General features: G+C 34.7%; 10 protein-coding genes. 8 read left to right on the top strand and 2 right to left on the bottom strand.

Annotation, left to right across the window (positions count from 1 at the left end):
• Positions 1–299: 299 nt before the first annotated feature.
• Complete coding sequence (locus tag AC4BD1_RS09750; RefSeq protein WP_490485543.1) at positions 300–3,575, top strand: non-contractile tail sheath protein; 3,276 nt, start codon at positions 300–302, stop codon at positions 3,573–3,575.
• A gap of 282 nt (positions 3,576–3,857) precedes the next feature.
• Here AC4BD1_RS09750 and AC4BD1_RS09745 read toward each other — a convergent pair whose 3' ends face one another.
• Together AC4BD1_RS09745 and AC4BD1_RS09740 are read right to left on the bottom strand one after the other, a co-directional pair.
• Positions 3,858–5,057 carry an amidohydrolase family protein gene (locus AC4BD1_RS09745; RefSeq protein WP_490485542.1) on the bottom strand — a complete coding sequence of 400 codons (1,200 nt, stop codon included), beginning with the start codon at positions 5,055–5,057 and terminating at the stop codon, positions 3,858–3,860.
• A 601-nt stretch (positions 5,058–5,658) separates the two neighbouring features.
• Positions 5,659–5,877, bottom strand: coding sequence for a bacteriocin (locus tag AC4BD1_RS09740; protein WP_206910443.1), 219 nt, complete (start codon positions 5,875–5,877; stop codon positions 5,659–5,661).
• Positions 5,878–6,107: 230 nt separating this feature from the next.
• Between AC4BD1_RS09740 and AC4BD1_RS09735 the strand changes: the two genes are divergently transcribed.
• From AC4BD1_RS09735 to AC4BD1_RS09705, 7 genes are all read left to right on the top strand, one after another.
• Positions 6,108–6,233, top strand: a complete 126-nt coding sequence (locus AC4BD1_RS09735) for an EntF family bacteriocin induction factor (protein WP_242589985.1) — start codon at positions 6,108–6,110, stop codon at positions 6,231–6,233.
• A 45-nt stretch (positions 6,234–6,278) separates the two neighbouring features.
• Positions 6,279–7,571 carry a sensor histidine kinase gene (locus AC4BD1_RS09730; protein ID WP_490485541.1) on the top strand — a complete coding sequence of 431 codons (1,293 nt, stop codon included), beginning with the start codon at positions 6,279–6,281 and terminating at the stop codon, positions 7,569–7,571.
• A 10-nt stretch (positions 7,572–7,581) separates the two neighbouring features.
• Positions 7,582–8,328 carry a response regulator transcription factor gene (locus AC4BD1_RS09725; protein WP_490466390.1) on the top strand — a complete coding sequence of 249 codons (747 nt, stop codon included), beginning with the start codon at positions 7,582–7,584 and terminating at the stop codon, positions 8,326–8,328.
• Positions 8,329–9,066: 738 nt separating this feature from the next.
• Entirely contained in the window at positions 9,067–11,217 is a 2,151-nt protein-coding gene (locus tag AC4BD1_RS09720; RefSeq protein WP_490466389.1) for a peptide cleavage/export ABC transporter, read from the top strand.
• 2 nt (positions 11,218–11,219) lie between these two features.
• Positions 11,220–12,599 (top strand): bacteriocin secretion accessory protein, encoded by a 1,380-nt coding sequence (locus AC4BD1_RS09715; protein ID WP_490485540.1) that lies wholly within the window; start codon positions 11,220–11,222, stop codon positions 12,597–12,599.
• 257 nt (positions 12,600–12,856) lie between these two features.
• On the top strand, positions 12,857–14,185 hold the full coding sequence (locus tag AC4BD1_RS09710; protein ID WP_206910436.1) for a Y-family DNA polymerase: 1,329 nt from the start codon (positions 12,857–12,859) through the stop codon (positions 14,183–14,185).
• The gene (locus AC4BD1_RS09705) at positions 14,178–14,525 is read left to right on the top strand and encodes a hypothetical protein (RefSeq protein WP_206910435.1); all 348 of its coding nucleotides are present in this window, start codon (positions 14,178–14,180) and stop codon (positions 14,523–14,525) included. Before AC4BD1_RS09710 ends, AC4BD1_RS09705 begins: the two co-directional genes overlap by 8 nt.
• Positions 14,526–14,568: the final 43 nt, after the last annotated feature.

The raw sequence follows: 14,568 nt of genomic DNA, 5'->3' as shown, positions 1-14,568 counted from the left end.
TATTTTAATCAATTATCTTACAATATAACTAATAAAAATATTTTTTAAGTTATTTTTTTGTTTTCTTTTTATAGTTTATTGTGAAAATATTTAATTAATGCTTGCTAAAAAGAACGCATGTTCGTATAATGGTTTTTGAGGAGGCGATAAATGCGTAATTTAAGGTAGCAAAACAACTTTAGTTTATAAAGTATTATGAAAACGGCATAGAGCTTTATAGTTTCATACTGTTATTTTAGGTTTAAGTGATCAAATAAAATTTATGTTGATAATTCAACAAGAAAGAAGTGGTATTGAGTATGTACAAATTACAAGCAAAATATTTAACAATTAATTTCAATTTTGAAATGACGGCTTCAGTTGTGACACAAAATGAAAATTCGTTTTCCGTACAAGGGCATTTTCGAACAACAGATGATTTAGCTGGACTTATTTGGGAGACAGAAGACACTCACAGTCATGAATCTTTAAAGTATCCAACAAATCCGAATTTCAAAAATGTATCGTTAAGTTATGATTATGCTTTAAGTGGGTATACGGAAGGGTTAGATTCTGATAAGGCTTCAGCTTTAACAATTCAAACAGTTGATGGCGATATTCATTATATTCGTCTATGGAATTATGTGACTAATCGACCAGAAGACGAATGGGAGAAACAAGAAGAAATTGTTTTTCCAGCAGGAAGAACTCCGGGAAATGGAACAGGAAAATTGGGAACGATCCAACTGGATTTCAATAATCTTTATGAAGGTTGGAGTCCTTATACTTTTGATGCAAATGGAAAATGGAACAAAAATCCTGAATGGAAAAAAATTGATGTAACGAATATCAAAACAATCATGTGGGCATTCACACCAATTGGCTATACTGGAAATGGCGGAGGAGCTACTCAATATTTAGATGATTCTTATCCTTTTGCTATGAACGTGACGAACTGGAAAGTGACAGGAGACACTTATCTTGGTGATGACCCAGTAGCTGTTTCTGCTGGAGTAATCAGAATGTGCGATGATTACGATGATAGTTATAATTTAACACCTGAGCGGATCATTGATAGTTATCTCAAGTTAGGTTACGCCAAAATCGTAAACTTTTACATTGGTGCTTCTCATTACTATGATAAAAAAATCGTAGATGGTACTGGTATTTTACTTGAAGACAAATTATTCAATCAGGCATTTGAAGCTTGGTATAAAGACTATGTAAGACGCTTAGCTGATAATCAAATGGATATTATTCATTCAATTTCAATGGAAAACGTGGATGCGAAAGAGGATTGGTGGCAACGAACATATGATGGAACACCGGGGACAAGTGGTTGGACGCCTACTCCACATTTCTTAAGCTTTACAAATGCAGGTGTTCAAGTATTTTATCAACGATTAGCAGTTGGCTTAGCTGATATTTCTAATCAATTTGGTTTAACCCCTATCGTACAGTTAGGTGAACCATGGTGGTGGCACCAAGATGAATTAACTCCTTGTTTTTATGATCAAGCCACTAGAAATCTTTATAAAGCAGAAACTGGATTAGACATGCATGAGTTTCATACGGTCAACGAATCAATCATTGGCCATGAACCAATGCTTTCATGGTTGCAAACAAAAATTGGTTCCTTTACATTAATGCTTCGTGATGCAGTCAAGGCGAATTATTCAAATGCACAGTTTACGGTATTATTTTTCCCACCTTCTGTTATGGATAAGAATCGAACACCAATGATGATGGGCATGGTGAATTTTCCTAAAGTAGAATGGGCATATCCAAATCTCGATTTCTTTATGCTAGAAGATTACGATTACTTGATTAAAAATCAAATGCGCGAACATCAAGATGTGCTAGATTTTATTCAAAATAATTTAGGATATCCTTCAGAAAAAATCCATTACTTCACAGGATTTGTTCTAGATCCTAAGAATGATGCTGCTGTGTGGGAAAGAATTCATCAAGCGATTATGGATGGTGTAAATGTTGGCATGGGCGAAACTTATATTTGGGCCTATGCTCAAGTAAAAAGAGATCATTGGAAACAACCACAAATTATTTACGCAAGTAAGCGGACTGGAAATTACACTCAACCATTCGATGTAGAATTCACGTGTAATGCAGACCAGTTGATTTACACGACTAATGGATTAGAACCAACACTTGCAAATGGCACGATCTATAAGGGGCCAATTCATATTAAGGAATCCCAGAATATTAAAATCGCCTACATCACAAATGGAAAACTGTCTCAAAGTGTGCAATTTAGATACACGATACCGATGACTACAAAGTTGAAGACGACGATCAGTTCAACAGGAGATAATTCGGAATGGCTTAAGATCAAATCTTTGGCAATTGGTTCAGGAAAAATCTTTGATTTAAGTGCAGCGGAAGACAACAATCATTTATATCTTTATGCAAGAGGCTATGATCTTGATACTTCTAGCAATTTTTATTTAGATACAGGAGCAGATACTGGTGCAAATATTTGGGCTTGGCCAAATGCGAAAATGAATTTTATGATCCAAAATGATATAGTTTATCGCTATGCAGGTACCGGAGATGATTTCACTTGGACTGAGATAGGCCATGTAAAAAAAATGATCAAAAAAAGTAACGCTGTGGAGGTAACGGTAAGCTTAGCAATGTTAGATATCAAGTCTCCAAAACAAATCAAACTTGGTTATGGTCGTAATTTTGAAGATTTCGCACCGATCCCTGGACGAAATGCTGCTATCGTCAATACATTAGTAGTAGACCACGAGCAAGATAAAAATGGCTTTATCGAGTTTGTTCAACGAGTAGAAACGTTAGCAGAAAAATATTTCCCTGGTAATACTGCCGCGGGTAAAGCTAAATTAGTAGCAGATTACTTCCGAAATAAAGCATACGGCAACACGATTTGGGAAGTTGTAGCAGGATTTATTGACTGGAAGTTCGTTGATTTGGTAAACGAAACAATCCCTACAAGTGAAAGACAATTTGATTATATTGATCCGATGAGTGGAGCTACGATTGGTGGGGCACACTGCTTTGCTGCAATCGCTGGTTATTTAAACCATGGATTGCCAGATTATGAAAAGGCGAATATTGGTGATGGCTGTGGTTGGTTAGGAGATTTGGATACACTTTTGATTGACTACTGGAATAATAAAGATACGATTGATTCTGTTTATCAATTTGGTTTTGACTGGATTGGCGGAAGCAAGGGATTCTTTAGTAGAGAAGATTTAATTGCGGATGTCGATGCATGGAATATTGTTAGTCAAGTAATAGGAAACCAACGTTCGTTGGCAGACGCTTTTACGGATTATTTACAAGAACCAGAATTATTTGGCTACAGATATTCTAGTTTTATTGCTACCAGATATGCTGCTACGGAGGAAAATATGCTGAAAAGCGCACAAGAGGCACTGTTAAGTACGCTGACAGATAATCCAATACTTGCGTTATTCAGATTAGGCTTGATTGGTTATTTTGGTAGTCCGGGAATTGTTTCTGATGTGGATAAAGAAACCGAAGCGAAAGAAGCATTATGTAAAGCCTTTAAAGATAAAATTCTTCGATTGGCAAAAGATGAATATTAAATTATCTTGTGACTGTCAGTTTGTTGTAAAAATGTAGCTTGCTGTAACTAGCAATTTATTTTTGGATGTTAGAATACTTACAGATATTTCCAAAAAGAGTATGGAAAAAGAGGATATATTTTTAAAAGATTACATTTCTCTTTTGAGCGGAAATGTGAATTAAGTTAAATCAAATTGTCAGTTTACAATAAAAAACGATCAATTAATTGTAGCGACCCTTAAAAGTTAGAATTTTAGTCTAACTTTTAAGGGTCATTTCATTTAGGAGCAATATTTTTTTAGTTAGTTGATGGTTACTTTCTTTCCTTTAAAATAACTAGCTGAAATAGGGATTTTTCGTGCGACAAATTCAGCAGTAGAAGTTGCATCGACTAATGTGAAATTTGCCAGCATACCGACTTTGACCCAGCCATCGGGTTCAATTAATGGTTGATTCGTTACTAATTCAAGACTTTCAGTAAGCGTTTTTTGACTCGTTAGATTAAAAATCTCGGCATAGCGAGTTAATTTATCCATCACATCACCATTGCCGAAAGGAGACCAACAGTCGTAAATGTTGTCACAACCAATGAATGTTTTTACACCGGCAGTCCTTAGTTCTGTTAGTGGTGGAATAACAGGATTTAGTGGAATGCTTGAGATAATTGTGATGTTGTTTTCCGCCAAACGTGGAAATAGTTCTTTTCGTTCACTAGCAGATAAATCTTTTAACCCGTAAGCATGACTGACGGTTACTTTACCATTCCAGCCACTTTCTTCAGTCAACGCGACGATTTTTGCAAAAGTTTGTCGGGCATTATCTCCACGTTCATGTAGGTGAAGATCGATGGGCACATCAAATTGTGTAGCCAAATCAAATGTGGTTGTTAAAGATTTCTCCAAGTTACCATCAAGACTAATTGGATCAACACCACCGACTAAGGTTGCGCCATTTTGCAAAGCTTTTTTCATTTCTTCGTAAGCATTTGAGCGAAGTAATCCGTGTTGAGGAAAGGCAACTAATTCGTAAGCCAACTTGTCTGTATACGCAGCTAAAACTTTTTGTGCATCTTCTAAATAACGTTGTCCGACCAAAGGATGAACATCAATATGTGAACGAAAGTGAGTGGCACCATGAAGTAATTCCAAATGGATTAGATTTTTCATTCGCTCATCAAAAGAAAGCGGTGCGGATTCTAAATAATCGTATTCCTGAGTAAAGCGTTCAACAATGTTTGCTGCCGGCTCGATTGGTGTCCAAGGAATACCCAATTTGCTTTTATCAAAATGACAGTGCATTTCTCTTAATTGGGGCAGAAAAAGTGCATTTTTACCATCAATAACCTGTCGATCACTGTCTGACATTTCTCCAGCATCTAGAACAGAAACAATGGCTGTTTGATTGAATAAGATATCGACCGTTCTCGTTGCCGTGCCATGAATATAATTTCCGGTTGTTAGGTAATTTGTTTCAACACGCACATTTTTTAACAAAGTTTCCATTTTTGCACCTCCAGTATGTATGATTACCATACCTAATTTTTGAAAAAGATACGAATTTTTAGATTTCTAATAAACTAATCGAACAAGAATAACTTGACTATTGGTTATCCTAAAGAAATAGAAAAAACGGCCATTCATGATGGTTTTTGAGATCATTGAGGATATGATTGAAAGAAAATCAATTGGTTGTGTCATAATAAATAAGAATCAAAATGAGAAAAAGGAGGGGAATTGGTTGAAATCGAAAGATAAAATTTGGATCATAAATGTCATTGGCTTTCTCATTCTTTTGATTGTTTTTTGGTTTACTGAAGGGGGAAATCTCTTTCGATTACTTTTTTTCTGTAGTCTATTGGTTTTGTTAATTGAGATAATTAGAAGCTATAGAAAAAGAAAAAATGCTAGCTAACAGCACAATAAATAAAGAGGTATGTTTTGAAAAACACTCTGTTTTAGCAAAAGTCTTATGAAACGAACAAAATGCCTACAAGAAAATGATCAACATTTTCTTGTAGGCATTGTACATTGTGCGTAGTTAAAAAGTAGTGTCTTATCTTCTAGAGATTCTTAGATGATAAGCTAGAGAAATGAAAAAGATTCTTTACATACAACCAAGAACAGCACTGATTCCGGCACTAATAAATCCGCCAGGTCCACCGCCTACTGCGCCTAATCCAGCACCAAGTATTCCAGCAGCGCACTTAGCTCCACCTTTGGATAAATTATTTGGACGGTTCAATTCGTAAGGCATCCGATGGTCATTTTCACCTCCAATTATTTTTTGTAATTCCATCGTGTTCAATTCTTTGATCGTTTGCATGTAGCAACACACTCCTTTTGAATGAATTTGTATTACAACATGACTGTATCATGGTTATCTGCTCAATATGTTGAAACATCTTAAGAGACTTTCTCTGTTATCTTGAACAAAAGAGAACCAAGTATTTTTTGGTTTGAGATAACTTTTGACAGGGTTCAGGAAATTTTCCGCCATTAGAGTTACGGTTATGAAATACTGAGAATAACAAAAAAATGAAAGGAGATATAACAATGAAAATCAAAAAAATAACTGATCAGCAATTAAAAAAAGTAATGGGAGGATCAGGAACAACTGTTTTAGGAAAACCTGCTACGGATGTTGCAAAATGTTTGCTTTCTTTTTTTAAGAAGTGTTAGTATTCTCCCCGTTTTGATATAATTTAATCAAAGGGGGAGAGGCTGTTGGTTATTATTGATACAAAAGCATATATACTAAGGATGACTATCGCCACATTGTTTTATTATGTGACTTTTTTCTCGATTTATCGAGAAGGGACGATTAAAAAGAAACTAATTCTATTTTTTATTTTTTTTCCTTGTACATTTTTAGCTAATGTATTCACTGGATTTGCAGATATTCTCCCCGTTTTTAGTAGCTATCTATTTCTCAAAAGAAAACATGAAACAGACTACTTTCTTTTGAGCACAGCGGTATTGAGTATGCTGATAGACTATGTATCTTCTATACTAAGCTCATCACTCATGCTTTATTTTGTCACTTTTGAAGGAATCAAAGGGATCTATTTTATATTGATCGAATTGATTATCCAAGGACTGATTCTATTTCTCATGCTCTTTTTATATCGACAGTTTAAGTTAGGTGTCTTATTGAAAAAAAACAACTCTGGGATTGTTGCACTCTTATTATGTTATTTGTTTTTAGTTACTCTAACTGTTTCTTACGCAGCTCATTACTACGAAGCATTCGATAAGTTTATTGTTGGAATTGCGACCTTTCTCATTGTTCAAACGGTATTTGTCCTCTTGGTATTTACGAGGGCATACGTAAAACAAAAAGAAAAATACGAACGCGAGTTAGAGCAGCAACAACTTGAAAGTTTAAAGAAATATACTGACCAGTTAGAACAGAATCAAATGAGCATGGCAAAATTTAAACATGATTATAAAAATTTATTACTAAGTTTGAGAGAAGCATTTACCGAAACGGGTGATCGAGAAGCACTTCACCAGATCGAGGGTTTGGAGCATTATTCAAACCAGTATTTTTTAGATAAAGATTTAAACTATCGCTATTGCAAAAATATTGAAAACCCATATTTGAAAAGTTTAGTTATTACAAAACTCTTTGAAGCGAATGAACAGAAAGTGGACTGTCACTTTGAATGTTTTTCCCCAATTCAAGAGATTCCTATCCCTATTTTTGATTGTATCCGTTTAGTTGGCATAGCGTTAGATAATGCGATTGAGGCTGCTAGAGAGAGCACAGAGCACAAAGTTTCTATCATGTTTCATCAAGATAAGCGACAAACTGAAATTTTTATTGAAAATAGTTGTGTCGATGTCAATTTACCTGTGGAAATGTTGATGAAGCAAGGAATTTCAACAAAAATTGACCATGAGGGACTGGGCTTAAGCAATATTCGTGAAATTGAAAGAAGAAATCCTAATATCCTTATCCAATTTAAAAAGAATCGTACGAGGTTTTCGATTCAAATGATACTAATGGCTAAATGAAAGGAGTAATATGAGTTATCCAATAATTATCTGTGAAGATCAGTTGATTCAGTTACATCAGCTTGAAACGATCATTCAAAATTATATTTTGTTCCATGATGAGCCATTTGAGATTTCGTTGAAAACACAAAGCCCAGTTGAAGTAAAAAACTATTTAAAAAAATTTATGCCTAAACAAGGGATTTATTTTTTAGATATCGATTTAAATCATCCTATCAATGGAATTGATCTGGCAGAAAAAATACGAGAACGCGATCCTCAAGCCAAAATCATATTCATCACGACTCATGATGAACTGTTACCATTGACCATAAAAAGAAGAGTAGAAACACTTGGCTTTGTTGAAAAAGATCAGCCGTTGGAAGCTTATCGAGCGGAGATCATCGAGTTGTTATCAATTGCTCAAAAAAGAATCGATTCGTTAAAAGTAGAACAGAATCGAGCATTTGTTTTTTCAATAGGTTCCCAAACGTTTACTTTAGATTTAGAAGAAGTTTGGTTTATCGAGACCTCAGACATTCCCCATCGCTTAATTCTTTATGTTGCAGATGGTCAATATGAATTTTATGGGAAATTGAGTGAATTGTCGGATAAGTATCCAACTTTATTTAAGATAAACCGATCTTGTTTAGTTAACTTAAGCAACGTCAAAGAAGTGAACTATAAAAATCGATTTGTTTATTTTAGTCCAGACCTTTTCAGAACGTTTGCAATTGGAAAAGCTAAAAAGATCAAAGAGGCACTCACAAGCCTTTAGAACATAAAAAAATTTCGATTTAATCAATTTAGCCGAGAGAATAAGTAGATCAAACAAGAAGAAAGCGACCGGGGATTCAGTTTGCCAGTCGCTTTCTTCTTTTTGTGTCCTCTTTCTTTTTTAAAAGAGGATACAGCAAGGAAATTTGCAAATTACTTGAGGTGTTCCAGTCTTTTATCGTCATTCATCACAGGTGACGCTATCAAATAGCTGCTCATAATTTGTCTCACGAATGTCCAAAAGTGAAAGAGCTTCAAATGATTCTTTTTAAGAGAATTTTGATTAGCCATAGATATTTTTGCCAGATTCTTTCTATCATTGAGTACACCTCAGATTAATCAGATCGGTTATTTGAAAATTTCCATTTTGTATGCAGTTAACGATGTGCATTTGTCCTTTTAAATAGCAGATGTGTTGTTTTTGCATGATTCTATCTCAACCTTTATACAGAGATTTTTACTACGCTGAAAATATAGCACAGAAGTTTCTCTATCGATAAAAAATGTCTTGAAGTATATGATTTCTAGCTTGAATAAAAGAGAAATCAGCTGTTTTTTACTCAGGAGTATTTTTCCCATGATTCAAGACAAAATTGATCATCCGTTTAAGGCAAATGGCATACTAGTTTTAGTTAGGTTAAAGGGGAAATGATTTATCGTAGGATTCGATGAATGTGCTCATTTTGATAAATCATTCACCTACATAAAAAATGTATACTTTTGAGAAAGGAAAAGTCATATGAGGCATTTTTCTTGGATTCAACAGCAAGACGAAAAAGATTGTGGGGTTGCCTGTGTGGCAATGATTTTAAACTTTTATAAATCAGAAGTTCCTATTTATAAATTACGTGAATTTTCTGGAACAGATTTAGAAGGTACTTCAGCTTTTGGCTTGAAAATGGCTTTGGAAAAAGTGGGATTTGATTGCTTAGCTGTTCAAGCAGATAGTGAAGTTTGGAAGGAAACAGAGTTGCCCACGCCACTAATTGCACACATTTGTGTTAATAACAGCTACATGCATTATGTAGTTGTGTATGGTGTGAAAAATGATTTCTTATTGATTGCCGATCCAGCAAAAGGAAAAATAAAGAAAACGATAACAGAATTTTCAAAAGAATGGACAGGGGTTTTACTTTTACCAACACCAAAGGATTCCTATCGGCCAAGTAAAGAAAAAGTTGCTGGGCTAAGCTCTTTTTTCCCAATTATTTGGCAACAAAAAAATTTAGTTGCACATATCATACTTGCTTCATTATTTATTACGCTATTTGGAATAGGAAGCTCCTATTATTTTCAAGGAATCTTAGATTATTTCATCCCAAATCAAGCGCGATCGACATTAACGATTGTTTCCATTGGTTTGATTTTTGTCTACTTATTTCGCGTTCTTTTTGAGTATAGTAGGAACTACTTGTTAGTTGTTTTGGGTCAGCGCTTAAGTATAGCTATCATGTTACACTATTTTAAACATGTTCTTTCACTACCAATGAATTTTTTTGCTACCAGAAAGTCAGGGGAAATTATTTCTCGATTTCTTGATGCAAATAAGATTATTGATGCTTTAGCAAGTGCGACACTTTCAATCTTTTTAGATATCGGAATGGTTTTGCTTGTTGGCGTTACACTAGCTATTCAAAATAGTATGCTTTTCGTGATTACTTTGGGAACGTTACCGTTTTATGTTCTGACGATTTTTACTTTTGTCAAAAGTTATGAACGCGCAAATCAAGAGGAAATGATGGCAGGTGCAACATTAAATTCAAGTATAATAGAGAGTCTAAAAGGAATTGAGACAATCAAGGCATATAACAGTGAAGAAAAAGTTTATCATCGAGTGGATCATGAATTCGTTAAGTTGATGAAAAAATCTTTTCGCACAGTGACTTTGGACAATCTACAGCAAGGAATCAAACATAGCATTCAATTGATTAGTAGTGCGCTTATTCTCTGGCTAGGTTCATTTTATGTGATGGATGAAACAATTAGCTTGGGTCAGTTAATTACCTATAACGCATTATTGATTTTTTTTACAGATCCTTTGCAGAATATTATTAATTTACAGGTCAAAATGCAGACGGCTCAGGTAGCAAATAAACGATTGAACGAAATACTAGCAATTGAGCCTGAAAAAAAGGAAAGCTCAACGAAACAAACAATCACTAAAGAACTATTTCAAAGTGGGATTCATTTGGAGAACGTAGCCTTTTCCTATACTATGAAAACTCCAGTATTAAAAAATATTTCATGTCACATTGTTGCACGCAGTAAAGTCGCTTTAGTAGGCGTAAGTGGCTCAGGAAAATCCACGTTGGCAAAGCTGCTTGTGAATTTTTACACGATTTCTGATGGAGCAATTTGTTATGGCAAAATCAATCATTTAGATATTGACTACGCACAATTACGGGAGAATGTGACCTATGTTCCACAAGAGTCATTTTTTTTCAGTGGTACTATTCTTGAAAATTTGACATTTGGGTTAGTAAATATACCGAACTTTGAACGGATTTTAGAAGTATGTGAGGCTGTTCAACTAAATGACTTTATTAATCAACAACCTTTACGATTTGAAATGATGATCGAAGAAGGGGGCGCGAATCTTTCAGGTGGGCAACGTCAACGATTAGCAATTGCTCGAGCGTTATTGAAAGATTCAGATATTTTAATATTAGATGAAGCAACCAGTGGACTAGACACATTATTAGAGCATGCTATTTTAGAATATCTGCTGGGGTTAAAAGAAAAGACAATCCTCTTTATCGCTCATCATTTGCCAATTGCGAAAGCTTGTGACCAGATTCTTGTACTTCACGAAGGTAAACTTGTTGAAGAAGGGACGCATGAGGAGCTAAGATCAAATCGTGGTATGTATCAAAAACTATGGGAGATTTAACAATGGTGGGGGAAGTAATGAAAAATAAAGATTGGCTTGAGCACTCAAACGTATATCGACAACAACATCAAACTTTTTATCGTTGGATCCTCTATCCGATTATGATTTTTTTTCTGTTCGCTGGCTTGTTCTTAGCATTTGCTAAACATGAAATCGCGGTACGAGCACAAGGACAAATAACTCCTTTATCCATAGAAAAGATTCAAGTACCGATAGAAGCAGAAATGAAAGAAAATAGATTACAAGAGAACTTAACAGTGAAAAGTGGAGAATCTCTAGTTATTTTTAACACGAAGGAATTAACTAATGAGAAAGCCCAACTGGAAACAGAAATTGAGAACTTTGTAAAACAAAAAGAAGCAGCGCAGCTTTTTCTTGATAGCTTAGCTGAAGAAAGAAATCTTTTTAAAGTAGAGGATGTTTTTGGTTATAGTAACCAATTAAAAAGTTTCTTTGCAGAAAAAGAAGCCAGTGAATCTTTATCAAAACAAATGCTGGCAGCAAATCAGAAAGAGCAAGAAACATATCAAAAAAATATGGACCAGCATAGTCAGGAGATTAGTATACGAAAAAATAAACAATCTGAGTGGGAAAAAGTAAGAGTAGCATGGAAAGACCAAAAAACAATTAGAAATGTTTCAGAAGCAATCAAAGCTAAATATCAAGTATGGCAAATGGAACTGAAAAATGGTTCAGAAGATAAAAAAGAGCAAATTCAAACAACTACTTTGACAGTCATTGATGAGCAAATCAGCCAATTAAAAAAAGAAATTGAACAACTACAAATGGAACAAGAAACGCTTGTCAAACCTGTTACACCAGAGGATGAAATCAACTCCCAACGTGAAAGATTGGCACAAAGTAAGGAAGAAATTTTAGCGAAAACGAAGCAAAAGATACTTGAATTAGATGAGTCTGAAAAGAAAAAGAAAGTACTTATAGAGAATATAAACGAACAAATTGATTTGGGAACAGTAAGAGCTAAAAAAGACGGTATTCTCCATTTGAATGATGCAGTAAAGGAACAAACCTTTCTACCAAAAGGCACACTTTTAGCAGAAATTTATCCATCCTTTAAAGACGATGAAATACCATTTACTGCTAGGATACCAGCAAATGAAATGACACATATCAAAACAGGAATGCTCGTTCACTTCAAATTAGATAGAAAAGCTGTGGCAACAACGCTTGATGGAGAGATAACAGAAATACCTGAAACGAGTACTACAACCGAGGAAGGCATTTTTTACTTAATCAAAGGGCGATTAAAATCAAATAAAAAAATAGTGGATCGTTATGGTCTGACGGGGGAATTATCGCTGATTATCGGAAAGAACACTTACTGGGAACAAATCAAAAAATTTTTATTGAATCAAGAGTGAACGATTAGTAAAATAATTCCAATTTATTGACTAAAATGAAAAGAAACTCTTAGAAAATAATAGAACATACGAATATAAAATGATTGTTTCAGCAGAACAAATGGAATAGCTGTGATAGAAATAAAAAAATTAAATAAAACAACGAAGGACTAAACTTTGTGCCTTCGTTTTTTACTTTTTTACGAAAAAAGTTAGTATAATCAGTTTACAAAGCGAACATACGTTTGTATAATGAGCATGAAGTGAGGTGTAACGACATGCTAGATTATTCAAATGAGCCTGTGAATGATTACTTCATGATCGATATGAAAAGTTTTTATGCTTCGGTTGAATGTATCGAACGTGGATTGAATCCTTTGACAACAGAACTGGTTGTTATGAGTCAAGCGGATAATACTGGTTCAGGTCTGATTCTAGCGTCTTCGCCAATGGCTAAGCAACAGTATGGAATCTCTAATGTTAGCCGACCAAGAGATTTGCCTTCGCCTTTTCCTGACAGTTTGATTATTGCTGCACCTAGAATGAATTTGTACATCAAAAGAAATATGGAAGTAAATGATATTTTTAGAAAATATGTAGCAGATGAAGATTTACTGATTTATTCAATTGATGAATCGATTTTGAAAGTCACTAGCTCAATGAAATTATTTACGACAGCTGGGAAAAGTCGTAGCGACCAACGGAAGCAATTGGCTCGAAAAATTCAGCGACATGTTTATCGAGAAATGGGATTGATTGCCACTGTAGGAATAGGGGATAATCCTTTACTTGCAAAACTAGCATTAGACAATGAAGCAAAAAGAAATGAAGGATTCATCGCTGAGTGGACATACCAAGATGTTCCTAAAAAAGTTTGGCGTATCAGAGAAATGACTGATTTTTGGGGAATTGGTTCACGGACCAAAAAACGACTGAATCAAATGGGGATCATGTCGATCGAAGGGTTAGCAAATTGGAAACCTTATTCACTGAAAAATAAATTTGGCGTGCTGGGATTACAATTATATTTCCATGCTAATGGGATTGATCGTACAGACATCGCAGTTGTTCCACCTCAAACAAAAGAAAAAAGTTATGGAAACTCTCAAGTTTTGCCAAGAGATTATACTAGAAAAGAAGAGATTGAGATTGTCGTGAAAGAAATGGCTGAACAAGTAGCAATCAGAATTAGAAAACATGGTTGTAAAACCAGCTGTATCCATGTAGGGATTGGCACGTCTATTTTGGAAGAAAAAGAGGGATTTTCTCGCCAAATGAAAATACCTTTGACGAATAACACGAAAGAACTTCAAATGTATTGTATGTATTTATTTCATAAATTTTATGATGGTCAAGAAGTCCGACATGTTTCCATAGCTTATAGCAAGTTAGTGTATACCGATTCCACGCAATTAGATTTATTTAGCGATCCAGAAAAACAAATGAGAGAAGAAAATTTAGATCGAATCATTGATAAAATTCGTGGAAAATATGGATTTAGTTCAATTGTTCATGCGTCTTCTTATCTCGAAGGTGCGAGAAGTATCGATCGAAGTAATTTAGTTGGTGGGCACGCTGGAGGAAATGGAGGAATCGAGCATGTTTGATTATGAAGATCGAGGGATTATCAAATGGCAAGGCATGTATTTATCTGACCATACTGAAAAAATTACTAGTAAGACGAAAGAAACTGCGCAAGTGAATGTGGCAAAAACACAAATGACAACTGAAGCAATCTCAGAAGTGTTGAATAAGGCACTCATAAAACGAGAATCTGTTGCTATACAAATAAAAGAACGAGATTCTGAAGGCTATTATCCTAACGATATTGTTGGTGTTGTTTTAGGACATGATGAGTTAGGGATCTATGTAGGTTCTAGCAAAGTGAATTATGATGAAATTAGGCATGTGGAATTTTATCATCCGGTTAAGTGGAGTTTAATATAGAAAGTTATTATGATGCAAGTTATCATAATCGAGGATTACTAAA

Source organism: Enterococcus sp. DJ147D b (assembly GCF_058216655.1).
The sequence above is the reverse complement of the archived record's forward strand: the minus strand, read 5'-3'. Positions and strand labels throughout refer to the sequence as shown.